Annotated in this window: 24 protein-coding genes; 15 read left to right on the top strand and 9 right to left on the bottom strand. The window is 63.1% G+C overall.

What is annotated here, in order from left to right; translation table 11 throughout:
- Positions 1-90: 90 nt before the first annotated feature.
- Complete coding sequence (locus tag OO306_RS09850) at positions 91-684, bottom strand: nitroreductase family protein (protein WP_265968518.1); 594 nt, start codon at positions 682-684, stop codon at positions 91-93.
- A gap of 144 nt (positions 685-828) precedes the next feature.
- On the opposite strand from OO306_RS09850, the gene OO306_RS09845 reads away from it, so the two are divergent.
- Complete coding sequence (locus OO306_RS09845) at positions 829-1,278, top strand: YcgN family cysteine cluster protein (RefSeq protein WP_027594614.1); 450 nt, start codon at positions 829-831, stop codon at positions 1,276-1,278.
- 41 nt (positions 1,279-1,319) lie between these two features.
- Positions 1,320-2,534: a hypothetical protein gene (locus OO306_RS09840; RefSeq protein WP_238215907.1), complete on the top strand. Its 1,215-nt coding sequence runs from the start codon at positions 1,320-1,322 to the stop codon at positions 2,532-2,534.
- A gap of 232 nt (positions 2,535-2,766) precedes the next feature.
- Here the strand turns inward: OO306_RS09840 and OO306_RS09835 are convergent, their stop codons facing one another.
- A complete protein-coding gene (locus OO306_RS09835; protein WP_027594612.1) occupies positions 2,767-3,108 on the bottom strand; it encodes a YgaP-like transmembrane domain in 342 nt (113 codons plus the stop codon).
- Between the two features lie 333 nt (positions 3,109-3,441).
- On the opposite strand from OO306_RS09835, the gene OO306_RS09830 reads away from it, so the two are divergent.
- The 5 genes from OO306_RS09830 (at position 3,442) to OO306_RS09810 (ending at position 9,523) form a co-directional block, all read left to right on the top strand.
- Positions 3,442-4,158: a GntR family transcriptional regulator gene (locus OO306_RS09830; protein ID WP_186680931.1), complete on the top strand. Its 717-nt coding sequence runs from the start codon at positions 3,442-3,444 to the stop codon at positions 4,156-4,158.
- Positions 4,159-4,220: 62 nt separating this feature from the next.
- Positions 4,221-5,540 carry an FAD-binding oxidoreductase gene (locus OO306_RS09825; protein ID WP_265968514.1) on the top strand — a complete coding sequence of 440 codons (1,320 nt, stop codon included), beginning with the start codon at positions 4,221-4,223 and terminating at the stop codon, positions 5,538-5,540.
- Positions 5,541-5,723: 183 nt separating this feature from the next.
- Positions 5,724-7,052: an MFS transporter gene (locus tag OO306_RS09820; protein ID WP_238215911.1), complete on the top strand. Its 1,329-nt coding sequence runs from the start codon at positions 5,724-5,726 to the stop codon at positions 7,050-7,052.
- Between the two features lie 75 nt (positions 7,053-7,127).
- The gene (locus tag OO306_RS09815) at positions 7,128-8,030 is read left to right on the top strand and encodes a dihydrodipicolinate synthase family protein (RefSeq protein WP_265968513.1); all 903 of its coding nucleotides are present in this window, start codon (positions 7,128-7,130) and stop codon (positions 8,028-8,030) included.
- A 2-nt stretch (positions 8,031-8,032) separates the two neighbouring features.
- The gene (locus OO306_RS09810; RefSeq protein ID WP_265968512.1) at positions 8,033-9,523 is read left to right on the top strand and encodes an aldehyde dehydrogenase; all 1,491 of its coding nucleotides are present in this window, start codon (positions 8,033-8,035) and stop codon (positions 9,521-9,523) included.
- Between the two features lie 130 nt (positions 9,524-9,653).
- Here OO306_RS09810 and OO306_RS09805 read toward each other — a convergent pair whose 3' ends face one another.
- Together OO306_RS09805 and OO306_RS09800 are read right to left on the bottom strand one after the other, a co-directional pair.
- The gene (locus tag OO306_RS09805) at positions 9,654-10,124 is read right to left on the bottom strand and encodes an RNA methyltransferase (protein ID WP_027594606.1); all 471 of its coding nucleotides are present in this window, start codon (positions 10,122-10,124) and stop codon (positions 9,654-9,656) included.
- 71 nt (positions 10,125-10,195) lie between these two features.
- Positions 10,196-10,567 (bottom strand): YajD family HNH nuclease, encoded by a 372-nt coding sequence (locus OO306_RS09800; protein ID WP_027594605.1) that lies wholly within the window; start codon positions 10,565-10,567, stop codon positions 10,196-10,198.
- Positions 10,568-10,699: 132 nt separating this feature from the next.
- Between OO306_RS09800 and OO306_RS09795 the strand changes: the two genes are divergently transcribed.
- A complete protein-coding gene (locus OO306_RS09795; protein WP_027594604.1) occupies positions 10,700-10,978 on the top strand; it encodes a hypothetical protein in 279 nt (92 codons plus the stop codon).
- A gap of 335 nt (positions 10,979-11,313) precedes the next feature.
- Here OO306_RS09795 and OO306_RS09790 read toward each other — a convergent pair whose 3' ends face one another.
- Complete coding sequence (locus OO306_RS09790) at positions 11,314-13,356, bottom strand: S9 family peptidase (protein ID WP_265968511.1); 2,043 nt, start codon at positions 13,354-13,356, stop codon at positions 11,314-11,316.
- Positions 13,357-13,488: 132 nt separating this feature from the next.
- Here OO306_RS09790 and OO306_RS09785 point away from each other — a divergent pair, with 132 nt between their 5' ends.
- The 3 genes from OO306_RS09785 to OO306_RS09775 are packed head-to-tail and all read left to right on the top strand — an operon-like array spanning position 13,489 to position 15,305.
- Complete coding sequence (locus OO306_RS09785; RefSeq protein WP_027594602.1) at positions 13,489-13,986, top strand: hypothetical protein; 498 nt, start codon at positions 13,489-13,491, stop codon at positions 13,984-13,986.
- A gap of 14 nt (positions 13,987-14,000) precedes the next feature.
- Positions 14,001-14,774, top strand: coding sequence for a class II glutamine amidotransferase (locus OO306_RS09780; RefSeq protein WP_027594601.1), 774 nt, complete (start codon positions 14,001-14,003; stop codon positions 14,772-14,774).
- Between the two features lie 9 nt (positions 14,775-14,783).
- Positions 14,784-15,305, top strand: a complete 522-nt coding sequence (locus OO306_RS09775) for a DUF2937 family protein (protein WP_027594600.1) — start codon at positions 14,784-14,786, stop codon at positions 15,303-15,305.
- 134 nt (positions 15,306-15,439) lie between these two features.
- Here OO306_RS09775 and OO306_RS09770 read toward each other — a convergent pair whose 3' ends face one another.
- Complete coding sequence (locus OO306_RS09770) at positions 15,440-16,351, bottom strand: LysR family transcriptional regulator (RefSeq protein ID WP_265968510.1); 912 nt, start codon at positions 16,349-16,351, stop codon at positions 15,440-15,442.
- Positions 16,352-16,482: 131 nt separating this feature from the next.
- On the opposite strand from OO306_RS09770, the gene OO306_RS09765 reads away from it, so the two are divergent.
- From OO306_RS09765 to OO306_RS09750, 4 genes are read left to right on the top strand one after another with little or no spacing between them, the layout of a single operon-like run.
- Entirely contained in the window at positions 16,483-17,769 is a 1,287-nt protein-coding gene (locus OO306_RS09765) for an MFS transporter (RefSeq protein ID WP_099455040.1), read from the top strand.
- Between the two features lie 9 nt (positions 17,770-17,778).
- Positions 17,779-18,558, top strand: coding sequence for a 5-oxoprolinase subunit PxpA (locus tag OO306_RS09760; protein ID WP_186680920.1), 780 nt, complete (start codon positions 17,779-17,781; stop codon positions 18,556-18,558).
- Entirely contained in the window at positions 18,555-19,250 is a 696-nt protein-coding gene (gene pxpB / locus OO306_RS09755) for a 5-oxoprolinase subunit PxpB (RefSeq protein ID WP_265968509.1), read from the top strand. The genes OO306_RS09760 and pxpB overlap by 4 nt, the downstream gene beginning before the upstream one ends.
- Entirely contained in the window at positions 19,247-20,164 is a 918-nt protein-coding gene (locus OO306_RS09750) for a biotin-dependent carboxyltransferase family protein (RefSeq protein ID WP_265968507.1), read from the top strand. The genes pxpB and OO306_RS09750 overlap by 4 nt, the downstream gene beginning before the upstream one ends.
- A 126-nt stretch (positions 20,165-20,290) precedes the next feature.
- Here OO306_RS09750 and OO306_RS09745 read toward each other — a convergent pair whose 3' ends face one another.
- From OO306_RS09745 to OO306_RS09735, 3 genes are all read right to left on the bottom strand, one after another.
- Positions 20,291-21,469: a VWA domain-containing protein gene (locus OO306_RS09745; RefSeq protein ID WP_265968506.1), complete on the bottom strand. Its 1,179-nt coding sequence runs from the start codon at positions 21,467-21,469 to the stop codon at positions 20,291-20,293.
- Between the two features lie 10 nt (positions 21,470-21,479).
- Positions 21,480-22,325, bottom strand: coding sequence for a MoxR family ATPase (locus OO306_RS09740; protein ID WP_027594591.1), 846 nt, complete (start codon positions 22,323-22,325; stop codon positions 21,480-21,482).
- A gap of 229 nt (positions 22,326-22,554) precedes the next feature.
- Positions 22,555-23,628 carry a DUF748 domain-containing protein gene (locus OO306_RS09735; RefSeq protein ID WP_265968505.1) on the bottom strand — a complete coding sequence of 358 codons (1,074 nt, stop codon included), beginning with the start codon at positions 23,626-23,628 and terminating at the stop codon, positions 22,555-22,557.
- Positions 23,629-23,758: the final 130 nt, after the last annotated feature.

Raw genomic sequence — 23,758 nt, 5'->3', positions numbered from 1 at the left:
CTCCCACAAGTACCGCGCCGACCTTGGGCCTGCGGGGTACTTGTGGGAGCGGGCTTGCCCCGCGAAGAGGCCGGTACAGCCAAAAAAAGCTTACAGGCTAAAATCCCCCTCAGCTGCCAGCTCGCTCAGCGGCCGGCGCGAGCTCGGCACTTCACGCGCCTGCAGCGCCTCAGCCAAGGTCGCCTTGTCGCCCAGCTTGCCGATCGCCACCATGGCATGCAGCTCGTAGCCTTCCGGTACCTTCAGCTCGCTACGTGCCAGGTCCTTGTCGAAACCGGCCATGCCGTGGGTGTGCCAACCGCTGATGCTGGCCTGCAGGGCCAAGTGCCCCCAGGCGGAGCCGGTGTCGAAGGTGTGCCACAGGGCAGGGCTTTCTTCAGCGGCGCCAGGCGCTGCGAAGGTGGTTTTGGAGATGATCAGCACCAGCGCCGACGCCTGTTGCGCCCAGCTGCGGTTGAACGGCACCAGCAGGCTCAGGTAACGCTCCCAGTTCGCGGTGTCGCGACGGGCATAGAGGAAGCGCCAAGGCTGCGAGTTGTACGCCGAAGGCGCCCAGCGCGCGGCTTCCAGAAAGCTCAGCAGGGTCTCCTCACTGATCGGCTCGGCGGTGAAGGCCCGTGGCGACCAGCGGTTGATGAACTGCTCGTTGATGGCGTAATCGGCAATACGGGGGGTGGCGCTCATGGCTGTTCCTGCAAGCGGATGGGAAAACCGCACGCTACTGCGTCCCGTCATGACTGACAAGCGGTCTGGCTTTGCCGAAGGCCAGGCTCTAGACTGGCGCCGCCGCGCGCCGCGCACTGATGATGAATGCAGGAAACCCGTGTGATGATCGCTGACAGCGCGCCGTTCTGGCGGCGCAAAACCCTCGAACAACTCAGCCCGCAAGAGTGGGAATCGCTCTGTGACGGCTGCGGTTTGTGCTGCCTGCAAAAGCTCGAGGACGAGGACGACAACAGCATCTATTACACGCGCATTGCCTGCAAACTGCTGGACCTCGACACCTGCCAGTGCAGCGACTACCCCAACCGCTTCGCCCACGTGCCCGACTGCATCCAGCTGACCCCAGGCAAGGCCGACCAGTTCAAGTGGCTGCCAAGCACCTGCGGTTACCGCCTGGTCAGCGAAGGCAAGGACCTGCCTGACTGGCACCACTTGATCTGCGGCGATCGCCAGCAGGTCCATGAACAGCGTATTTCCCAGTCAGGGCGTATGCTCAGTGAGCATGATGTCGATGAAGACGACTGGGAAGACCACCTGATTTTTCGCGCCAGCTGACCGGCGCGCCCCGTCGCCTCTGGGAAACAAGGAGTTTCTGTATGCGTTGCCAGCTGTTGTTGCTGCTGAGCCTGATGGCCTGTTCGCCGGCCTGGGCGAAGAAAGTCGACCTGGATTATCACGTGCGCCTGTTGCCAGCCAATGGCCAGGCCGAAGTGCGCCTGACCCTGGCCGAAGGCAGCAGCGTGCGCAGCCTCGACTTCGAGCTGGGCAAGGCCGGTACTTACAGTGGCTTCCAGGCTGACGGCCAATGGCAAGTCGCAGACAAGGGCGAGCGCGGTGTGTGGCACCCGGCGCCCGGCAAGACCAGCCTCAGCTACCGCGTGCAACTGGACCAAAAGCTGCGCAGTGGCGCTTATTCGTCGCGTATCACGCCCCATTGGGCCTTGTTCCTCGGCGACCAACTGGTACCGCCCGCGCGCCTCGATCAGCAGGACGGTACCGAATTGGTGGCACGCCTGTGGTTCGACCTGCCAGAAGGCTGGAAAAGCATCGAAACCTCCTGGCCGCGCATCGGCAAGGACAAGTTCCGCATCGACAACGTCTCGCGCCTGTTCGACCGCCCCACTGGCTGGATGCTGGCGGGAGACCTGGGCAGCCGCCGGGCGCGGCTGGGCGAGACTGAAGTCACCGTTGCCGCGCCAGTCGGGCAGGGCATGCGGCGCATGGACAGCCTGACCCTGCTGACGTTCGTCTGGCCGCAATTGCAGGCCGTGTTCCCGCGTAACCCACCCAAACTGCTGTTGGTCGGCGCCCGGGATGGCATGTGGCGCGGTGCGATGGCGGCGCAGGGGTCGCTGTACATGCACAGTGCCCGGCCGATGATCAGCGAAAATGGCAGCAGCCCGTTGTTGCGCGAATTGGTGCAACTGTTTGCGCAGATTCATGGCCGTGAAGGCAGTGACTGGCTGATCGAGAGCCTGACTGATTACTACGCCAGTGAGTTGTTGCGCCGGGCAGGCGGGGTCAGCGATGACCGCTACGAGGCCTGGCAGGCGCGTTTGAGCAAGCAGGCTGCCAAGGTTACCCAGCTCAAGGGAGAGCAGGCCAACCCGGCGCAGGTTGCCCGAGGGGTGCTGTTGCTGCAGGCCCTGGACAAGGAGATCCGCATCCACACCCAGGCCAAGCGTTCGTTGGATGACGTGGCGCGGGCGCTGATGCGCTTGCCGAGTGTCAGCACCGAGGAGTTCGTGCAGATCAGCGAGCGTGTGCTGGGGCGGCGGTCTGAGGTGTTGCAGAGCAAGGTGTTGCGCTAGCGATTTGTGTCACCTCTGCCGCCCTCTTCGCGGGGCAAGCCCGCTCCCACAGGATTGCGCTGCTCTGAGGACCAATGGGCCAATGAGCAATGCACTGCTCTGAGGACCAATGGGCCAATGAGCAATGCACTGCTCTGAGGACCAATGGAGCAATGCACTGCTCTCAGGATCAGTGAGGTAATTGTGGGAGCGGGCTTGCCCCGCGAAGAGGCCGGCACAGGCAAAAACAAAATCAAAGGCCAGTCAACGGGTCCTTTCCTGTCACCGTCACCCCGCGGGTAGCGGCCTTGGCACTCGCCTTCAACGCCTGCAACTGCGCTGCACTGTCTTCGATGTCCGCGCGCAACCGGTTGTATTCCTGACGATGCCGCTGCCACCAGGCCTTGGTCGAGCAATGCCCGCTGACCCCGCGCGCCACGGCCATACCGCCCACCACCATCTGCAGCAGCCCGACCAGGCCACCATGGCGCAGCCCCTTGCTGAACATCAGCGCCCCGCCGGCCAGCGAACCGACCCTTTCCAGACCCTGGACATTGTGCTCCGGCGACGCCGCAGCGGAATGGATATCGAGCATGGCAAGCCCTCCGTATGAAGTGTAAGCAGCTGACCGCAGGGGGCTCGCAGCCGTTCATTCGCTGTGCCGAATGGTTGCCAGGCGCACGGCCTGCGCATTGCCATTCAGCGCCAGCACCTGAAAAATGTCTTGTCTGGGCAGTTATTTGTCCGGTTTGGCAATGCAGCGGGCCAGGTGTTTAATCTCACCCTTTAAAACCGCGAAGCCCTTTAAATTCGGGCGATCCAGAGATTCAACCGCTCATCGAAAATGCTGTAGACACATTGTCTAACAGTGCCCTATAGTCGTTATACAAATAGTAGACACAGCGCTATGACAACAAAGAAGGCCGCCATGAAAGCCACCGTACAAGCCATCAGCGAAGAAGCGCCGCAGGACCGCAAGGCCGTCCTCGCCGAAGCGCTGCGCCGCCGGATCCTCAGCATGGAACTGGCCCCCGGCGCTGTGGTGGACGAGTTGGCCCTGTGTGACGAGTTTGGGCTGTCGCGCCCACCGGTGCGTGAGCTGCTACGCCAGATTGCCGCCGAAGGCTATATCGAGCTCGAGGCCAACCGCGCGCCACGGGTTGCCGCGATGAACCACGATTCGCTGCACAGCTTTTTCGTCGCCGCGCCGCTCATCTATATCGCCACCACCCAGTTGGCCGCTACCTACGCCAGCGAAGCGGAAATCGAGGCGCTCAAGGCTATCCAGGCGCAGTTTCGCCAGGCCATCGAAGCGCGTGATGTGGAAAACCGGGTGGTCTACAACGACGCCTTCCACCTGGAAATCGGCAGGATGGCGCACAACGACTACCTGATGCCGAGCCTGCGCCGCCTGCTTATCGACCATGCCCGCCTGGGCAAGATTTTTTATCGCCACCCGACCACTGATGACATGCAACAGGACCTTGAAACCGCCTGCGACCAGCATGACCAGATGATCGATGCCATCGAACGCCGCGACCCCGCGCGCGCCGGGCAACTGGTGCGTGAGCACTTCGAGCTGTCGCGCCGGCGCATGGCTGAATACGCCGCACCGCAAGGGCTGGATGTACCGATTCAGATATGAGGTTTCCAGGTCGTCGCCACTGGCGCTGATCGCTCGTCAACAACAAGATCCAGGTTAGTGACATGACAAGAATAAGCTCGTTACCTGCCGATGATGCCACCTGTGGTTGGTATCACCTGAGCACACCCCGCACGCCACGGCCGGCCCACAGTGGCCATAGCCAGGCGCGCTGGGTGGTGGTCGGTGCCGGCTTCACCGGGCTGGCCGCTGCTCGCCAGCTGGCAACGAACTTTCCGCATGACGAGGTTGTGCTGGTCGAGGCCCAGGAAGTCGGTTTTGGCACCTCCGGGCGCAACGCCGGTTTTGCCATCGACCTGCCCCATGACATCGGCGCCGAGGACTACATCGGCGACATCGATACTGCCAAGACCGTGCTCAAACTCAACCTGGGTGGGCAGTCGTACCTCAAGGAGCTGATTGAGCGCCATGGCATCGAATGCCAGTTTCGGCACTGTGGCAAATACCAGGCCGCTGTCGAGGATCGTGGCATTGCCGTGCTCGATGCCTACCGTCGAGGCCTGGACAAACTCGGCCAGCCCTATGAAGTGATCGAAGGTCGCGACCTGCCCGAACACATCGGCACGCACTTCTACCGCAAGGGTTTGTTCACGCCGGGTACCGCGTTGCTGCAGCCTTCGGCGCTGGTCAAAGGCCTGGCCGACAGCTTGCCGAGTAACGTTTCGCTGTACGAGCACACGCCGATCACTGACGTCGAGTACGGTGACAAAGTGGTACTGCGCCACGCCAAGGGCTCGATCACTGCTGACAAGCTGGTGCTCACCACCAATGCCTTTGGCATGAGCTTCGGCTTCCTCAAGGGCCGCATGTTGCCCGTGTTCACCTATGGCAGCATCACCCGCCCGCTGACCGAAGACGAGCAGGCCCGCCTGGGTGGCAAACCCTACTGGGGCGTGATCCCCGCCGACCCATTCGGCACCACCCTGCGGCGTACCGTCGACAACCGCTTGCTGGTGCGCAACAGCTTCAGCTTCAACCCGGACGGGCGCAGCAACCGCAAGTACCTGGACCGTTTCGTTCAACGCCACCGCGAATCCTTTGCCCGACGCTTTCCGATGTTGCCCGACGTGAACTTTGAATACACCTGGGGCGGCGCCCTGGCGTTGTCGCGTAATCACATGGGGTTCTTTGGCCAGTTGGCGCCCAATGTGGTCGGCGCGCTGTGTTGTAACGGCCTGGGTGTTACCCGCGGCACGGTCACCGGGAAGTTGCTGGCCGACTGGCTGGCCGGTGACAAAAACGAACTTATCGAGTTTTTGCTCAATGCCCCCGGGCCTTGCGCGAATCCACCGCAGCCCTTGGTATCCCTGGGCTTGAACGCCAACTTGATGTGGGGGCAACTGCGCGCGGGCAAAGAAAGCTGATCGTTTTGTAAGTTAGGCCATTGAATATTTGACGTCGGGCGGCTTTGCCCGGCACGGGCGCGCTTTGCCCGAAATTGATGATCGAGATGTCATGTCCGATGACCCGGGGCTGAAGGCTGTTTTCAGTTTCGCGGACGCGCTCGCCTTGAAAACGTGCATGCAGAAGAAGTGGTAGGAACAACAATGACAAGTCCGAATATTTCGATTGAAGATGTACCGATCAACCGTTTTCACCAGTTTTTGACCCTGCGCTCCGGCGGGGGCTCTTTCGTCGATGGGTATGTGTTGAGCATCATCGGCGTGGCAATGGTGCAAATGTCCGCGGGCCTGAGCCTTACCAGCTTCTGGCAGGGCATGATCGCCGCCTCGGCGCTGATCGGCATTTTCTTCGGTGGCTTTTTCGGCGGTTGGCTGACCGACCGCTTTGGCCGCAAGCGTGTGTTTTTCGTCGGCCCGACCCTGTTCATTCTGTCGTCGCTTGCGCAGTTCTGGGTGGAGTCGGCGCTGGCCTTGTTCCTGTTGCGTTTTGCCATCGGCATTGCGGTGGGCATCGAGTACCCGGTGGCCACCTCGCTGCTGGTGGAGTTCCTGCCCAAGAAGAACCGCGGCCCGCGCCTGGCCACCTTGACGGTGCTGTGGTTCGCCGGCGCCGCGACCGCCTACATGGTCGGTGAGGCGATCCTGCGCCACGGTGGCGATGATGCCTGGCGCCTGGTATTGGCCAGTGCAGCGGTAATTGGCGCGCTGCTGTTCGCCATTCGCCTGGGCACCCCGGAATCGCCACGCTGGCTGATCAGCAAGGGCCGCTCGGCCGAGGCCGAACAGGTGATCAAGCGGGTCTATGGCAATGGCTTCTCGCTGCGCAACCTGCCGGAAGAGCCCAAGGCCCGCAAGCTGTCGTTTCTCAGCCTGCTGCACTCCGGGTATGGCAAGCGCATGCTGTTCGTCACCCTGTTCTGGACCTGTTCGGTGATCCCGGTGTTCGCCGTGTACGCCTTCGCCCCGAAAGTGCTGGGCGCGCTCAACCTCAAGGGTGACTGGGCATCGATCGGTTCGGTCGCCATCACCTTCCTGTTCGTGGTCGGTTGCATCATCGGCACCCGCCTGCTCAACACCCTCGGTCGGCGCACCACGCTGCTGCACAGCTTCTTCTGGTCGGGGCTGGCGCTGCTGGGCCTGGCGGCGTTCAGCCATGGCAGCGAGCTGCTGATTCTGGTGCTGTTCGGTGCTTATGCACTGTTCATCGGCGGTGCCCAGGTATTGCAACTGGTCTATCCCAACGAGCTGTTCCCCACCGAAATCCGTGCCGGCGCCGTGGGCGTGGGCACCTCCATGTCGCGGGTCGGTGCTGCTGTCGGTACCTGGCTGGTACCCATCGCCCTCGACAACTATGGCATCGGCGCAACCATGTATGCCGCCGCCGCCGTCACGTTTGTCGGCCTGGCCGTCTCTGTCGCCTTGGCCCCGGAAACCCGTTCATTGAACCTGCAGCAAGCGGCATCGCTGAGCTGAGCTATTCGAAAAGCCGCCGCAGCGTAGAACCGCTGTGGCCTCTACACCCCTGAACAACGCACTGGAGAACCTACCGTGAAATTCGAAGGCATCTACACCCCGGCAATCACTCCGCTGGCTGCGGACGGCTCGATCGACAAGGCGGCGTTCGCCGAAGTACTCGACTACCTGGTCGAATCGAAAATCCACGGCGTGATCATCGGTGGCTCCACCGGCGAGTACTACGCCCACACCGCGCAAGAGCGCATCGAACTGGCCGCCCAGGCCAAGGACGTGCTCAATGGCCGCCTGCCGCTGATCATCGGCACCGGCGCGATCCGCACCGAAGACTCCGTGGCCTTCGCCAAGCACGCCAAGGAAATCAAGGCCGACGCGCTGTTGGTGGGCACGCCGCCGTACGCGCTGCCGACCCAACAGGAAATCGCCCTGCACGTCAAAGCGGTCGACGCGGCTGCCGGCCTGCCGATCATGCTCTACAACTACCCAGGCCGCATGAGTGTGGGCATGGGCGAGGAATTCTTCGATGCGGTCGCCGATGTGAAAAACATCGTCGCCATCAAGGAGAGCTCGGGCGACGTGGCCCAGTTGCACCGCCTGGCCATCCAGCGCCCGAACATCCAGCTGTCGTGCGGCTGGGACGACCAGGCCCTGGAGTTCTTTGCCTGGGGCGCGCAGAGCTGGGTTTGCGCCGGTTCCAACTTCATCCCGCGTGAGCACGTGGCCCTGTTCGAGGCCTGCGTGATCGAGAAGGACTTCGCCAAAGGCCGCCGCATCATGGCCGCCATGATGCCGCTGATGGACTTCCTCGAAGGTGGCAAGTTCGTCCAGTCGATCAAGTACGGCTGCGCGCTGAACGGCTTGAGCACCGGTGGCGTGCGCAAGCCGCTGTACGACCTGGATGCCGCCGAGAAGCAGGCACTCGAGCGCGTGGTCACTGAACTCAAGCGCAACATCGCCCAGATCACCGGAGGTGCCTGACCATGGCTGAATTGCTGAGCAAGGAACAGTACGCGGCCATCGCCGCCGACCTGCAGCTGCGCACCCAGGCGTTCATCGACGGTGAGTTCCGCGATGCCGTCTCGGGCCGTACCTTCGTCACCACCAACCCGGCCACTGGCAAACAGCTGGCCGAGGTCGCCGCCTGCGACGTGCAGGATGTCGACGTTGCCGTGGCGGCGGCCAAGCGTGTCTTCGAAGACGGCTCGTGGTCGAAACTGCAACCCGCTGAGCGCAAGCACATCTTGCTGAAGTTCGCCCAGCTGCTGGAAGACAACAGCCACGAACTGGCGGTTTTGGAGGCACTGGACAGCGGCAAGCCGGTCAGCGAATGCCAGAACGTCGACGTGCCGGAAACCATCCACACCCTTCGCTGGCACGCCGAGCTGATCGACAAGATCTACGACAACACCGCCCCCACCGGCAATGCAGCCGTGACCATGGTGGTGCGTGAAGCCATCGGTGTAGTCGGCCTGGTGCTGCCGTGGAACTTCCCGCTGCTGATGCTGGCCTGGAAGATTGCCCCGTCGCTGGCGGCCGGTTGCTCGATCGTGGTCAAGCCGGCCAAGGAAACCACCCTCAGTGCCCTGCGCGTGGCCGAGCTGGCGCATCAGGCCGGCGTACCGGCGGGTGTGTTCAACCTGGTGCCAGGCGGTGGCCGTGAAGTGGGCGAAGCCATCGGCCGCCACATGGACATCCCGATGGTCAGCTTCACCGGTTCCACCGACACCGGCCGCCTGTTCCTGAAATACGCCGCCGAGTCGAACCTCAAGCGCATCGTGCTGGAGCTGGGTGGCAAGAACCCGGCCGTGGTCATGAACGACTGTGAAGACCTGGACGAAGTGGCCCAGTTCGTTACCGCCGGTGCGTTTTGGAACATGGGCGAAAACTGCTCCGCGTCCTCGCGCCTGATCGTGCACAAGGACGTCAAGGACGAGCTGCTGACGCTGATCGGCAAGCACTTGAAGGACTGGAAGCTGGGCGACCCGCTAGACCCGGAAAACCGCTTGGGGGCGATGGTCAGCAAAGCGCACTTCGAGAAGGTGAAGTCTTACCTGGAATATGCCGCCGAGCAGAAGCTCAACGTGGTGCAGGGCGGTGAGACCGAGCAGGGCGTGTTCGTGCAACCGACCATCGTTGACGGGGTGACGCCTGACAATCGGTTGTTCGTCGAGGAAATCTTCGGGCCGGTGCTGAGCGTGACCAGCTTCGATACCATTGACCAAGCGATCGAGCTGGCCAACGACACCATCTACGGCCTGGCGGCTTCGGCCTACACCGGCAGCCTGCGCAATGCCCTGCGCTTGTCGCGGGAAATCCGCGCGGGTGTGGTCACGGTCAACTGCTTCGGCGAAGGCGATGCTTCGACGCCATTCGGAGGCTACAAAGAGTCCGGCTTTGGTGGGCGCGACAAGTCCATCTGGGCGCACGATCAGTACACGGAGTTGAAGACCATCTGGATCAACGCTTCGTGAGCTGACTGCAGGACGGTGCTGTTCTGACGGAGCTCAGCACCTGGCCGCCTCTGGTGATGCCTGTACCGACCTGTAGGAGCAGCCTTGTGCTGCGAAGAGGCCGGTACAGGCACCCTCAGAGGCGGCTTTTTTACTTGAACTTGGGCCCCGACCGGGTATTCAGCCCTTTGGCCATCCGGTCATACAGCACCACATTCACTGTCGCCGCCAGGTTCATGCAGCCCTGGGTCGGAATGTAGATGGTCTCTTCACACCACCCCCGCACATCCGCATCGAGGCTGCCGTCTTCTGGCCCGAAAATGTAGATGGCGCGATCCGGGTGGGTGTACTCGGGCAGCGGCCGTGCGCCGTCGACCAGTTCTACCGCCACCGGCGTGCAGCCCAGCGGAATGATGCGCTGCAGGTCGTCGATGCCGATCAGCGGGATGTCGTAGTGCACACGTTTGGTGTCGGTGACGAAGTCGCGGGCGCGCTCATACCGTTTGCCGGTGTAGAACACCGAGTTGACGCCGTAGCAACCCGCTGCGCGCATCACCGAGCCGACGTTTTCCGCCGACTTGGGGTTGAACAGGCCGATGCAGCTGTATCGTTTGTTTGCCACGTGCCGGGGCCCTTCGCAAAAAAAGCGCGATTATACGGGCTCGCCGGCCGCAGCGGGGGCTGTGTCGATGGTCAGTCTTTTTTCAGCAGGCCAGCCAGCCCGGCAAACGGGTTATGGGTAGCCTTGGCGATGCTCGGGGTGCTGGTCGAGCCTTCGCTGAAATACTGCTGGTCGGTGTAGCGCGAGTGTTCGTTGTCGTGGCAGTACAGGCACAGCAACTCCCAGTTCGATCCGTCCTGCGGGTTGTTGTCGTGGTTGTGGTCACGGTGGTGCACGGTCAGCTCGCTCAGGCGCTTGCCGGCAAACTCGCGGGCGCAGCGGCCGCACACGTGCGGGTACATTTTCAGGGCCTTGTCGCGGTAGCCCATCTCTTTGTCGCGCTTGGCGTCGGCAAGGATGCGGTCGAGGCGTGCGGTGGCGGCGGAGGTAGAGGCCGAGCTCATGGTGTTTCCTTTGTTCTGATCAGGCAAATGACGGTTATGCCACTGAGTCTAGCGCGCTTGCAGGCCAGGCGGACAGGCGAAAGCTTCCATTTAGGCGTAGCCTGTAGGAAGGTTCCCGACAGGAGGTTGCTGATGTTGCATGCGATCCTCACCGCGTTGCTCCTGGCTGGCCTGCCCATGGCCGAAGCCGCCAGCGCGCCACCCCGGCTCAATACACCCGTGCCCGGCGCCCCCGGCACGCCCACGCCCACGCCCTATCCGCAGATCACCCCGAGTACGCCGCCGAAGGCTTATGACAGCCAGCCTGGCGCACCGTTGTTGCCGCCAATGCCGGTGCCTGGGCCGCCGAAGGACCAGCCGTTGCCAGGCTTGCGGCCAGAGCCTGTGAAGGTGCCGGTGGAGGAGGATTGAAGTGACGGTTTTGGGCGGGAAGGGTTTGCCGTGGCATTTGCAGAGTTGCGAAGATCGAGCGCCGCCCGCGCGGCGCATCGCGAGCAACGCTCGCTCCTACGTTTGTTTCGGGCCAGTTACGCCGGTGGCAGCGCGCGCGACCGCCTTGTTTACACGACCCGATATTGAGGTGGACGCCAAGGGGCCGCGCGCCAATGCCTCAGGAATAATTGGCCAGAAACAAACGTAGGAGCGAGCGTTGCTCGCGATGCGCCGCGCGGGCGGCGCTCGGTTTCAAAGCCGCTGCATCCCCAACGTCATACACCTATAAAACACTGCGCGGTCTCACCTTTGCGCTACACCACCCCTAACTCGCCAAACACGAACGCATACTCCAGCGCCACATCCTTGAGCCCCTGGTACCGTCCACTCATGCCGCCATGCCCAGCCCCCATTTCAGTCTTGAGCAGCAGCAAGTTGTCATCGGTCTTGCGCGTGCGCAGGCGCGCGACCCACTTGGCAGCCTCCCAATACTGCACGCGGCTGTCGTTGTACCCGGCCACCACCAGCATGGCGGGGTAGGCCTGGGCTGTTACGTTCTCGTACGGTGCATAGGCCTTGATGCGCTCATACACCTCGGGCTCTTGCGGGTTGCCCCATTCGTCGTACTCGGTGACGGTCAGCGGCAGGTCGGGGTCGAGCATGGTGTTGAGCACGTCGACGAAAGGTACTTCGGCAATCGCGCAGCGGAACAACTCGGGTCGCAGGTTGAGCACCGCGCCCATCAACAACCCGCCCGCGCTGCCGCCGCTGATGGCCAGGCGCTCGGGCGAGGTCACGCCTTCGGCGATCAGGTGCTCGGCACAGGCGATGAAGTCGGTGAAGCTGTTCTGCTTGTGTGCCTGCTTGCCGGCCCGGTACCAGGCTTCACCCAACTCGCCACCACCGCGCACGTGGGCAATGGCAAAGGCCACGCCTCGCTGCAGCAGGCTCAGGCGGGCATGTGAAAACCACGGGTCGAGGCTTTCGCCATAGGCGCCGTAGCCATACAGGTACAGCGGCACGGTCTTGCCCAGGTCTTCGCGGCGGCGCACCAGGCTGATCGGCACCTGGGTGCCGTCCTGGGCGGTGGCCCACAGGCGCTGGCTGACATAGTCGTCGGCATCGAACGCACCCAGCACCGGGGTTTGCTTGAGCACCGCCTGTGCACCGGTGGCCAGCTCCAGCTGCCGCACCTGGGCCGGGCGGTTGAGCGCTTCGTAGCGCAGGCGTACGCGGGTGCTGACGAACTCAAGGCTGTCCTGCACGTAAAGGCTGTAGGCAGCATCCGGCAATTCGACACGGTAAGCCGCCAGGCCCTGGGGGCGTACTTCGATGATCGGCAGGCCACCTTCGCGCAGGTTCAGGGTCAATGCCCCTGCGTTGAGGCTTAGGCCTTCCAGCATCACCTCGTCGCTGTGCGCTACCAGCAACTGCCAGCGATCACGGGTCGGTACGTCATCGACTGGGGCGTGGTACAGGGCGAAGTTGATGCCGTCCTGGTTGGTGCGGATGAACCAGCGCCACTCGCCATCGAGCTGGCCGTGGTCCGGGAAGTACTCATGGTCTTCAACCCGTGGCGCCAGGCAGGTGAACGGCAGCTGCGGCGTTTCGGCGTCGAGTACCCAGGCCTCGCTGGTGGTCTTGCTGTTGAGCAGCAGCACCAACTGGCGTTCGGAGCTGGTGCGGTAACAATGCAGGAAGAAGCGGCCGTCGGGCTCTTCGAACACGGTTGGCGCGCCGCTGCTGCCCAGGGTGTGACGACGCAGGCGCCAAGGGCGGTGGGTGTCATCCAGTTCGGCGAAGAACAGTGTCTGGCTGTCATTGGCCCAAGTCAGGCTGCCGTCGCAGTCCTCGAAGGGCAGGGTGGTGATGCTGTCGTCGCCCAGGTCCTTGACGTACAGGGTGTAGATCTCGTCGCCGCTGGTGTCGAGGCTGTAGGCCAGCAGGCGATGGTCGGGGCTGACGTTGAACGCCCCCAGTGACAGGAAGCCGCCGTTGGCCAGTGCGTTGGGGTCGACCAGCAGCTGTTCGCGGCTTTCATCCACCGTGTTGGAGTCGTCAGCCGGGCGCGGGCAGCGGTAATGGCGCGGGTATTCGTCGCCGGCGGTGGTGCGGGTGTAGTACAGGTACGGGCCCCAAGGGGAAGGCAGCGACAGGTCGGTTTCCTGGATGCGGCCTTTGATTTCCTCGAACAGTTGTTCACGCAGGGGCGCCTGGTCGGCCAAGCAGGCCTCCTGGTAGCTGTTCTCGGCCTGCAGGTATTCGAGCACCTCGGGCGCGTCGCGCTGTTGCAGCCAGGCGTATGGGTCGGCGGCTTGGTCTGCACGGGCGATGGGGGGCTGGGGCTTGGTGGGCATCGGGGGTCCTTGGCTGAGGGCTTGCGGTGCCTGTTCACGCCGCAACGCGGGCAAGCCTGAACAGGGAAGCGCTGTCTGCGCCCTGAAAAGTGTTTATCATAGGCAACTCTTTGCCTGGCTTGCACGAACACCATGACCGAGAACGACTATACCCTCGCCTGGGGCCTGTACGCCCTTGCCGCCCTGGGCTGCCTGTTGGTGGGCTTCAAGCTCACGGGTTGGATGTGGCGCTGGCTGCGCGAACCGCTGCGGGTGATCCTGGCGGTACTGCTGCTGACCCCGACCATCGTCGACCCGGTCAAGGACAGCTTTGCCCCAGCCATCGCCATTACCGCCCTGGACGTGGCCTTCAAGGTCGGCAACAACGCCTGGCGCGCGGTGTCCGACTTTGCCATGTACGGCATGATCGCCTTTGGCCTGTACTTGCTCTTCGTGCTGGTGCGCTGGCCGCTGGAAAAGCGTGCCCGTGAGCGCCGCGAGCAAGCCGAAGCCGCCGCCAAGCGCCAGGCCGCCGAAGATGACGAGGTCCGGGTCGACGCCCCGCTGGCGGCCGAGCGCCGCGACCGTTACCGCAACGATCCACCCCCTGCCGCGCCTGCGGGCGGCGGTCGGGTCGAGCCTCGCCTGTAATCGGAGACACGCGCATGTGCGAACTGCTGGGCATGAGTGCCAACGTCCCCACCGACATCGTTTTCAGCTTCACCGGCCTGATGCAACGCGGCGGCCGCACCGGCCCGCACCGTGATGGCTGGGGCATCGGCTTCTATGAAGGGCGTGGCCTGCGCCTGTTCCAGGACCCCGCCGCGAGCAGCGAGTCGGAAGTCGCCAACCTGGTGCAGCGTTACCCGATAAAAAGCGAAGTGGTCATTGGCCACATCCGCCAGGCCAACGTCGGCAAGGTGTGCCTGTCCAACACCCACCCGTTCGTCCGCGAAATGTGGGGCCGCAACTGGTGCTTCGCGCACAACGGCCAGTTGGGCGACTTCAAGGGTGAAGCGACCTTCTATCGGCCCGTGGGCGATACCGACAGCGAAGCGGCCTTCTGCGACCTGCTCAACCGCATCCGCGCGGCCTTCCCAGAGCCGGTAGCCGTGGAACAGCTGCTGCCAGTGCTGGTCGAAGCCTGTGCCGGCTACCGTGGCAAGGGCGTGTTCAACTGCATGCTCAGTGACGGCGACTGGCTGTTCTGCTTCTGCTCGACCAAGTTGGTGCACATAACCCGGCGCGCACCTTTTGGTGCGGCACGGTTGAAAGATGTCGACCTGATCGTCGATTTTCACACCGAAACGACCCCCAATGACGTGGTCACGGTGATTGCCACCGAGGCCCTGACCGAGAACGAGACCTGGGCGCGTTACGCGCCGGGCGAGTGGGCACTGTGGCGGCACGGAGAGTGCGTTTCGCAAGGCCAGAGCTAAGGACGCTGCATGTTCAGAAGTTACCTGCGGTTGTTGCTGTTCACCTTCGGCCTACTGGCCGGTATCCAGGTTCCGGGGCTGGTCAATGACTACACCCAGCGGGTCGAGGCGCACCTGTTCGAATCACGCCAGGCGCTGGATGGCTTCAAGCAGACGGCCGAACGCTTCTTCAATGGCGACCTCCAGGCGCTGCTGCGCCATTACCGCAGCAGTGATGACCCGGTGTTCAACAGTGATGCCAACAGCATCGAAAGCCTGATGATCCGCAACGAACTGCTGGAAAACGAATGGCAGGCGCTGCAAGGGTCGTGGGTAAGCCGTACCTGGCATGTATTGGTACAGCCGGACCCGCAAATGCGTGAAGAAACGCTCAAGGGCTACAGCTACCAGATTCTGCTGGTGCCAGAGGCGGTTGGCTGGGGCATTGGTGCCGGGTTTGTGCTGGCCTTTGTGGTCGAGAGCCTGTTGCTGGCGCTTGGCTGGGTGATCATGGGCGGGCGGCGCCGGGTGGTGAAGGAAAGCTGGCGCTGAGTCATGTAGCGCCTGTGCGGGCCTCTTCGCGTGCAAGCCCGCTCCCACAGGTTGCCCACTGCTCTCAGGCTCAGTGGGCAACCTGTGGGAGCGGGCTTGCCCCGCGAAAGGGCCGGTAAAGGCAGCGATAATCCCTAGACCAGCACAATCCGTTTCCCACCCACATCCTGCGCATACCGCTCCAGCACCTGCCGGCACACCTCGACCACCTCATCCACCAATGCCACCCCAGTCTGCCAGGCCACCACCAGCTCCAGGCTAGGCGGCGGTTGCAGCCCTTCCAGCAGCACCAATTCCCCCAAGCCTAGCTCCGCATCCACCAAGGCCGGTGGCAGCGCACCCACCGCAAAGCCGTCGCGCAGTAGCCGGGTAATCGCTGCCACCGAGTTCACACAGTTCAAGCGCGGTGTTTGCACCCCGGCGCCTTGCAACAGGCTGAGCACCTCCTGGTGCGGCCTCGAGTTTTTCGAAAAGGTCACGATGCGCTCGCGGCCCAGTTCCGCCAGCGAGGCGTAATCACGGTGCTGGAGCGAGCCTGCGGCCACGATCCAGCCCATCGGGTAGCGCGCCAGGTCCAGGCTGCGGAGCGACTGTTCACGCAACAGGTCGGTCTGCAGGATTACATCCAGAAAGCCCTTCTGCAGCTGTTCGCGCAGGTTCAACGCGGTATCGGCCACCAGCTCGATCTCTACCTGCGGGTAGCGCTCGGTCAACGCCGCCACCAACGCGCTCATCCAGGTATGAATCACCGTGTCCATCACCCCGATGCGAATGCGCCCGACCTTGGCCCGGTCGCTGTCCAGCGATTGCTTCATGGCCTTGGCGGTGTCGAGCATGCGCTCGGCGTATTCCAGCACCTTGCTGCCCTCCGGGGTCAGGCTGACGCCGCGCGAGTCGCGCAGCAGCAGTTTGACGCCCAGGTCGGCTTCCAGCGCGGCGATGCGGCTAGAGACCGAGGCCTGGGTGGTGAACAGCTTTTCTGCGGTCAGGCGGAAGCTCTTGAGCCGGGCGACCCAGACGAAAGTTTCGAGGAAACGAAGGTTCATGATCAGTTTTTCTTGTTCCAGACCGGCGGTTTTTCTCGTTGGACGCACCCGGCGCGGTCTCTGAACAATGATGCCCAGGCCGCGACGCAATAGGTCGCCCCATAAAACAATACCAACAAGCCGAGGCAAGCATGAACCCCACCGGCGTGCAGCAGCAGGTCGCTTCACCTTCTTCGACCGGGCCTTTCGCCTGGTACCGCGACATCGACAAGCAGCAACGACGCACCTTCTGGAGCTGCAAGATCGGCTATGGCCTGGACGGCATGGACACGCAGATGCTCAGCTTCGTCATCCCCACGCTGATCATGCTGTGGGGCATCAGCACCGCCGAGGCCGGGCTGATCCATACCAGTACGTTGATCGCGTCTGCCATCGGCGGCTGGGTCGCCGGCATCCTTTCCGACCGTATTGGCCGTGTGCGCACCCTGCAGTTGACGGTGCTGTGGTTTGCCTTCTTCACCTTCCTCTGCGGCTTCGCGCAAAACTACGAACAGCTGCTGATTGCCCGTACCCTGATGGGCTTCGGTTTTGGCGGTGAATGGACCGCCGGCGCGGTGCTGATCGGCGAAGTGATCCGCGCCCAGGACCGTGGCAAAGCGGTGGGCATGGTGCAGTCTGGTTGGGCCATCGGCTGGGGCTTGACCGCAATTCTGTACGCGCTGCTGTTCTCCTGGCTGCCGGCCGAGCAGGCCTGGCGCGCGCTGTTTTTGCTGGGGCTGGTGCCGGCCGTGTTCGTGATCTTCGTGCGCCGCCTGGTCAAGGACCCGGAGGTGTACCGCCAGGCCAAGGCGGCTGAGGCGGTCGAAGCACCGTCGCACTTCTACGAAATCTTCGCCCCCGGCATGCTCTGGACGACCGTGCGTGCATCCTTGCTGACCACCGGAGCGCTGGGCGGTTACTACGCGATCACCTCGTGGTTGCCGACCTTCCTCAAAAACGAGCGCGGCCTCAGCGTGCTGGGTACCGGTGGCTATTTGGCGATGGTGATCGTCGGTTCCTACATCGGCTATGTGGTCAGCGCGTACCTGTCCGACCTGCTGGGCCGCAAAAAGAACTTCATCCTGTTCGCCGTGGGCTCATTCATCATCGTGCTGCTGTACACGCAGGTGCCGGTCAGCGATGGCGTGATGCTGTGGCTGGGCTTCCCGCTGGGGTTCTTCGCCTCGGGCATCTTCAGTGGCATGGGCGCGTTCCTGACCGAACTGTTCCCCACCCGCATTCGTGGCTCGGGGCAAGGCTTTTGCTACAACATCGGCAAGGTCATCGCCGCACTGTTCCCCTTGCTGATCGGCGTGCTCAGCCAAAAGGTGCCACTGGGGTTGGGGATTGGTGTTTTCTCGGCTGTCTCGTACGGCGTGGTGATTCTGGCAGCGCTCAGCCTGCCGGAAACACGCGGCAAACACCTTCAGGCGCGGTAAGGTAGGCCTATGAACAGCGACAAGGGAGTCTGTGTGGTGGAACGCCTGCTTCTCAATTGTGACATGGGCGAGAGTTTTGGCAGCTGGCGCATGGGCCTGGATGCCGAAGTGATGCCGTTTATCGATTGCGCCAACATCGCCTGCGGCTACCACGCCGGCGACCCCAGCATCATGCGCCGTACCGTGGAGTTGGCACTGGCCCATGGCGTGACTATCGGCGCGCACCCGGCCTACCCAGACCTGGTCGGCTTCGGCCGCCGCTCCATGGCCTGCAGCCCTGAGGAAATCCGCGACCTGCTGCACTACCAGATCGGTGCGCTGGACGGCATCTGCAAGGTGCTTGGTAGCCGGGTGGCCTATGTCAAACCCCATGGCGCGCTGTACAACGACATGATGGCGGACCCGCTCAAGTTGCGCGCAGTGCTCGAAGCCGTGGCGGCCTATGACAGCGGCTTGCCGTTGATGCTCATGGCCACTGCCGACGACAGTGCGGCACAGGCCCTGGGGGAGGAGATTGGCGTGCCGCTGTGGTTCGAGGCCTTCGCCGACCGCGCCTACACCGCCAGTGGCCACCTGGTCTCGCGGCGCCTGCCCGGCGCCGTGCACCATGACCCGGCCCTCGTGGTCGAACAGGCCGTGCGCCTGGCACGTGGTGAAACCCTTGTAGCGGACGATGGCAGCGCGTTGCGCCTGCGCGCCAGCACCCTGTGCGTGCACGGCGATAACGACAGTTCAGTGGCCGCGGTGCGGCAGATCCGCCAGGCCCTCGATGCGCTGGAGCACGCATGAAATTGCGCATTGAAGTGGTCGCCTTCGATAGCCTGATGGTGCGCCTGTTCGACACCATCGATGAAGCCAACATGCCGTGGATGCTTGCGGCCAGCCAGCGTTTGAGCGCCGCGTTCGGGAAGCACCTGGTGGACTTGGTGCCTTCCTACACCACGCTGATGGTGCAGTTCGATCTGCCGCCTGGGCAGGCGAGGGCGCTGATCACCCAAGCGCTGGAGGGGCTGCAGCCGGACACCGGCAGCGGTGGCCGTCGGCATCAGATTCCTGTGTGGTACGACGCCAGTGTCGGCCCTGAATTGCCCGTATTGGCGGCGCGCACCGGCCTGAGTGAGCAAGCGGTGATCCGCCTGCACAGCGAGCGCGAGTACCCGGTATTCGCCCTCGGCTTCGCCCCAGGCTTCGGCTTCATGGGGCTGGTGGACGAGCGGCTGGCATCGCCGCGCCTGAGCACCCCGCGCAAGCGTGTGGCGGCGGGCAGCGTGGGTATCGCCGAGCGCCAGACCGCCGCTTACCCGGCGGTATCGCCGGGCGGCTGGAACCTGATCGGGCGTACACCGGTGCGCCTGTTCGACCGTGAACGCGAAGGCTACAGCTTGTTGCAACCGGGTGACCGGGTGCGTTTCGTGGCCGTTTCCCACGCCGAGTTCAGGGCGTTGGGGGGGGATGACAGCCCACTGGAGGCGCAGGCATGACGCAGTTGAAAATCGAGGCCAGCACCGCGCTGTGCCAATTGCAGGATGCCGGGCGGTTTGGCGTGCGCCACTTGGGCGTGACCCAGGGCGGGGCCCTGGACTGGGTGGCGATGAATTGGGCCAACTGGTTGCTGGGCAACCCGCTGGGGGCGCCAGTGATCGAGGTGGCGTTGGGCGGATTCAGCGTGGTGGCGGAGCAGGATTGCGTCCTGGCCTTGGCGGGCGCCGACCTGGATGCGCGGGTTGAGGATCAGCCCCTGGCGCCTTGGCGCAGCTTTACCCTGGCCAAGGGCCAGCAGCTGACGTTGAGGCAGCCCAAGCAGGGCGTACGCGCTTATCTTGCTGCGCCTGGCGGGTTCCAGGCCGAGGCAGTGCTGGGCAGTTGCGCCACCGTTGTACGTGAAGAACTTGGCGGCATCGATGGGCGAGGGGACGCGCTTGGCAAAGGTCAGGGGCTGACATTTGCCGGTTCATCCCCGGCCTTGCGCGAGGTGCCTGGGGCGTTGCGGCCCGTGTATTCGGCGAAGCCTGTGCTCGACCTGGTGATGGGCGCGCAGATCGGTGACTTCAGCGGCATGAGCCTGTTTGAAGCGTTCAACAGTGACTGGACTTTGGACAGCCGAGCAGACCGCATGGGGATCCGATTGCTTGGGCCACAGCTGGTTTACCAGGGCGCGCCGATGATCTCCGAAGGGATTCCGCTGGGCGCGGTGCAGGTGCCGCCAGATGGGCAGCCGATCGTGCTGCTCAATGACCGGCAGACCATTGGCGGGTATCCGCGGCTGGGGGCGTTGACGCCGTTGGCGCTGGCGCAATTGGCGCAGTGCATGCCGGGGGCGGGGGTGCGGTTCAGGGCGGTGGTGCAGGAGGAGGCTTGGCGGGAACAGCAGGGTTATCTGAACCGTTGGCGGTGAAGCTACCGGCCTCTTCGCGGGACAAGCCCGCTCCCACAGGTAGGGTGCTGTCCCTAAGAACAGCACCTACCTGGACTGCACTTGAACCTGTGGGCTTGACCCGCGAAGAGGCCGGTGCAAGCGATATCACTTAGACAGGTACCGCATCCCATCCTCCAACCCCTGCAAGGTCAGCGGGTACATCTTGTCCTCGATCAAATCCCGCACCAGGTGCGTTGACGCCGTGTAGTCCCAGGCCTGCTTCGGATACGGGTTGATCCAGATGATCTTCTTGAATTTCTCCATGAAGCGCTGCATCCACACATACCCGGCTTCTTCGTTCCAGTGCTCGACGCTGCCACCAGGCTGGGTGATCTCGTAGGGCGCCATGGCCGCGTCGCCGACGAACACCACTTTGTAGTCATCGCCGTACTTGTGCAGCAGGTCGAAGGTGGAGAACCGCTCCGAGGTGCGCCGTAGGTTGTTCTTCCACACCGACTCGTACACGAAGTTGTGGAAGTAGTAGTACTCCAGGTGCTTGAACTCGGTCTTGCAGGCCGAAAACAGCTCTTCGCAGACTTTGACGTGGGCATCCATCGAGCCACCGATGTCGAACAGCAACAGCAGCTTGACGGTGTTGCGCCGCTCCGGGCGCATCTGGATGTTCAGCAACCCGGCGTCGCGTGCGGTGTGGTCGATGGTGCCGTCGATATCCAGCTCTTCGGCAGCGCCTTCACGGGCAAACTTGCGCAGCCGGCGCAAGGCCAGCTTGATGTTGCGCGTGCCCAGCTCGACCTGGTCGTCGAGGTTCTTGTACTCGCGCTGGTCCCACACCTTCACCGCCTTGCCCTGGCGCTGGCCAGCCTCGCCCACGCGGATGCCTTCGGGGTTGAAACCGCCTGAACCGAATGGGCTGGTGCCGCCGGTGCCGATCCACTTGTTGCCGCCGGCGTGGCGTTCCTTTTGCTCTTCGAGGCGTTTCTTGAATTCCTCGATCAGCTTGTCCAGGCCACCCAGCGACTGAATTTGCGCGCGTTCTTCATCGGTGAGCGAGCGCTCGAACTCCTTGCGCAGCCAGTCTTCGGGGATCAGCGCTTCAAGGTGGCGGTCGAGGTTTTCCAGGCCCTTGAAGTAGGCCGAGAATGCTCGGTCGAATTTGTCGAAATGCCGCTCGTCCTTCACCAGGATCGCCCGTGCCAGGTAGTAGAACTCGTCCATGTCGGCGAACACCACGCGTTTTTGCAGGGCATTGAGCAGGTCGAGCAGTTCGCGTACCGACACCGGCACCTTGGCCGCGCGCATTTCGTTGAACAGGTTGAGCAGCATGGCCGGCCCCTCAGCGGTTGCCGCGTCGGCTCATGAACGCCAGGCGCTCGAGCAATTGAACGTCCTGCTCGTTCTTCACCAGGGCGCCCGCCAGGGGTGGGATGGCTTTGGTCGGGTCACGCTCGCGCAGCACCGCTTCGCCGATGTTGTCGGCCATCAGCAGCTTGAGCCAGTCGACCAGCTCGGAGGTGGAGGGCTTTTTCTTCAGGCCCGGCACCTTGCGCACATCGAAGAACACGTCCAGCGCCTCGCTGACCAGCGATTGCTTGATGTTCGGGTAGTGCACGTCGACGATCTGTTGCAGCGTGGCGCGGTCGGGGAAGGCGATGTAGTGGAAGAAGCAGCGGCGCAGGAAGGCGTCGGGCAGTTCTTTTTCGTTGTTCGAGGTAATGATGATGATCGGGCGCTGCTTGGCCTTGATGGTCTCGTCGGTTTCGTAGACATAGAACTCCATCTTGTCGAGTTCTTGCAGCAGGTCGTTGGGGAACTCGATGTCGGCCTTGTCGATTTCGTCGATCAGCAGGATGACCCGCTCTTCAGCCTCGAAGGCTTCCCAGAGCTTGCCCTTTTTCAGGTAATTGCGCACATCGTGGACTTTTTCGGTGCCCAACTGCGAGTCGCGCAGGCGGCTGACCGCATCGTACTCGTAGAGGCCCTGGTGGGCTTTGGTGGTGGACTTGATGTGCCAGGTGATCAGGCGGGCGCCGAAGGAGGCCGCGAGCTGCTCGGCGAGCATGGTCTTGCCAGTGCCCGGTTCGCCTTTGACCAGCAGCGGGCGTTCGAGGGTGATGGCCGCGTTTACCGCCAGTTTCAGGTCGTCTGTGGCGACGTAGTCGCGGGTGCCTTCGAACTTCATGGGAGTGTCCTCTGCGGGTGGCTGGGCCGGCCTTTTCGCGGGGCAAGCCCGCTCCCACAGGAGCACCACAAGCCTTGAGAACTGTGGTATCCCTGTGGGAGCCGGTTTGCCGGCGATAGGGCCATGACAGCCAGTACCTATTTTTGATTTGTTACCGACTATAACGCGGGGCTCGGCGCCTGCAAACGCAGACCGGGTATTCAGTCCCTGAATGCCCCGTCACGCGCTTTCAGTCGGACGTTGGCGCAGGCTGCTCATACCGGGCATTGAACGCCTGGACAAAGCCATTACGCAGGATCTGCAAAAACGCCTCGAAGGCACTGACATCCTGCTTGTGCACACTGCCACTAAGCTCCACCCGGGTGGCGAACTGGTTTTTCGGCTGGTTTTTCAACACCGATTCGGTGCCCCCCACCAGCGCCTCCCACACCGAGCGGAAAAAGCCCTTGTCCTTGTTCTGCACGTCCTGCTGCCAGTTGAACACATCGACATCGCGCAGCAACGGCTTGATATAGCCCGTAAGCCGGCCCTTCTCAGCCTGGGCTTCGATCACCAGGTCGCCATGCCCGGCATTGAAGTCGAACTTGCCATAAGCGCTGGCAAAGTCATTGAGCTTGCGCAACTGAATATCGGAGGCGCGCAGGCGGAATTCGAAGTCGTCGAAGTCGCTGAACGGGTCGAAGGTAGCGCGGCTCTCGACCTTGGCATCCCCGAACAACACGGCATTGGCGTCGAAACTGGCGTCGCGCCGGCCTTTTTCGTTGCGCACGTTGGTCAGGTTACGAATGCTGGCGTCGAGCCGGGTCGCCTTGAGGTTGACGGGGGGCTTGGAGGTGAAGTTGCGAAAGGTCAGCACGCCGTCTTCAATGCGCACTTCGTTGAGGGTGATCGGCAGCAGTTTTTCCAGTTGTTGGCGCCAATCGGTGCCGCGGCCGGTCTGTGACGCCTGCTTGCTGCCGCCATCGACAAAGTTCAGCGCTGGCCGCACGAAGGTCACCTCGGCCACTACGGCGCGGTCGTGCCACAACGCGTGCCAGCTCACCGACAGGTCGATCAAGGGCGCATCGAGCAGCGGCACCGGGACCTTGCCGCTGGTCTTGACGATCTTCAGGCCGTTGATCTGGTAAGCGCCGCGCCACCAGGCCAGGTCGACGTCGACGACCTGGCCGCGGTAGTCACCCATGTCGGCCAGCTTGTCGTTGAGGTAGTCGCGCACCAGGTAGGGCAGGGCCAGGTGCAGGGCCACCAGCAGCACGACCAGGCTGGCCAGGCCGACCAGCGGCCAGCGGTAGCGACCTTTCATCGAAGGTTCTCCTAGGCTGGATGTGCGGTTGACCGCAGGCGCCGCCTGGGAGTTCGAACAGGCTTTACGGGCCAACGGGGCAGGCTTACCCTTGAAGTCTTTCCCTGCATCTTCATGTTCAAGGACCCCT

Source organism: Pseudomonas sp. DCB_AW, assembly GCF_026240895.1.
Classification (GTDB): Bacteria; Pseudomonadota; Gammaproteobacteria; order Pseudomonadales; family Pseudomonadaceae; genus Aquipseudomonas; species Aquipseudomonas kermanshahensis.
The sequence above is the reverse complement of the archived record's forward strand: the minus strand, read 5'-3'. Positions and strand labels throughout refer to the sequence as shown.

Coding starts and splice junctions, on each gene's coding strand:
- OO306_RS09850 (WP_265968518.1), bottom strand. CDS start 684: ATGAGCGCCACCCCCCGTATTGCCGATTACGCCATCAACGAGCAGTTC.
- OO306_RS09845 (WP_027594614.1), top strand. CDS start 829: ATGATCGCTGACAGCGCGCCGTTCTGGCGGCGCAAAACCCTCGAACAA.
- OO306_RS09840 (WP_238215907.1), top strand. CDS start 1,320: ATGCGTTGCCAGCTGTTGTTGCTGCTGAGCCTGATGGCCTGTTCGCCG.
- OO306_RS09835 (WP_027594612.1), bottom strand. CDS start 3,108: ATGCTCGATATCCATTCCGCTGCGGCGTCGCCGGAGCACAATGTCCAG.
- OO306_RS09830 (WP_186680931.1), top strand. CDS start 3,442: ATGAAAGCCACCGTACAAGCCATCAGCGAAGAAGCGCCGCAGGACCGC.
- OO306_RS09825 (WP_265968514.1), top strand. CDS start 4,221: ATGACAAGAATAAGCTCGTTACCTGCCGATGATGCCACCTGTGGTTGG.
- OO306_RS09820 (WP_238215911.1), top strand. CDS start 5,724: ATGACAAGTCCGAATATTTCGATTGAAGATGTACCGATCAACCGTTTT.
- OO306_RS09810 (WP_265968512.1), top strand. CDS start 8,033: ATGGCTGAATTGCTGAGCAAGGAACAGTACGCGGCCATCGCCGCCGAC.
- OO306_RS09800 (WP_027594605.1), bottom strand. CDS start 10,567: ATGAGCTCGGCCTCTACCTCCGCCGCCACCGCACGCCTCGACCGCATC.
- OO306_RS09795 (WP_027594604.1), top strand. CDS start 10,700: ATGTTGCATGCGATCCTCACCGCGTTGCTCCTGGCTGGCCTGCCCATG.
- OO306_RS09790 (WP_265968511.1), bottom strand. CDS start 13,356: ATGCCCACCAAGCCCCAGCCCCCCATCGCCCGTGCAGACCAAGCCGCC.
- OO306_RS09785 (WP_027594602.1), top strand. CDS start 13,489: ATGACCGAGAACGACTATACCCTCGCCTGGGGCCTGTACGCCCTTGCC.
- OO306_RS09780 (WP_027594601.1), top strand. CDS start 14,001: ATGTGCGAACTGCTGGGCATGAGTGCCAACGTCCCCACCGACATCGTT.
- OO306_RS09775 (WP_027594600.1), top strand. CDS start 14,784: ATGTTCAGAAGTTACCTGCGGTTGTTGCTGTTCACCTTCGGCCTACTG.
- OO306_RS09770 (WP_265968510.1), bottom strand. CDS start 16,351: ATGAACCTTCGTTTCCTCGAAACTTTCGTCTGGGTCGCCCGGCTCAAG.
- OO306_RS09765 (WP_099455040.1), top strand. CDS start 16,483: ATGAACCCCACCGGCGTGCAGCAGCAGGTCGCTTCACCTTCTTCGACC.
- OO306_RS09760 (WP_186680920.1), top strand. CDS start 17,779: ATGAACAGCGACAAGGGAGTCTGTGTGGTGGAACGCCTGCTTCTCAAT.
- pxpB (WP_265968509.1), top strand. CDS start 18,555: ATGAAATTGCGCATTGAAGTGGTCGCCTTCGATAGCCTGATGGTGCGC.
- OO306_RS09750 (WP_265968507.1), top strand. CDS start 19,247: ATGACGCAGTTGAAAATCGAGGCCAGCACCGCGCTGTGCCAATTGCAG.
- OO306_RS09745 (WP_265968506.1), bottom strand. CDS start 21,469: ATGCTGCTCAACCTGTTCAACGAAATGCGCGCGGCCAAGGTGCCGGTG.
- OO306_RS09740 (WP_027594591.1), bottom strand. CDS start 22,325: ATGAAGTTCGAAGGCACCCGCGACTACGTCGCCACAGACGACCTGAAA.
- OO306_RS09735 (WP_265968505.1), bottom strand. CDS start 23,628: ATGAAAGGTCGCTACCGCTGGCCGCTGGTCGGCCTGGCCAGCCTGGTC.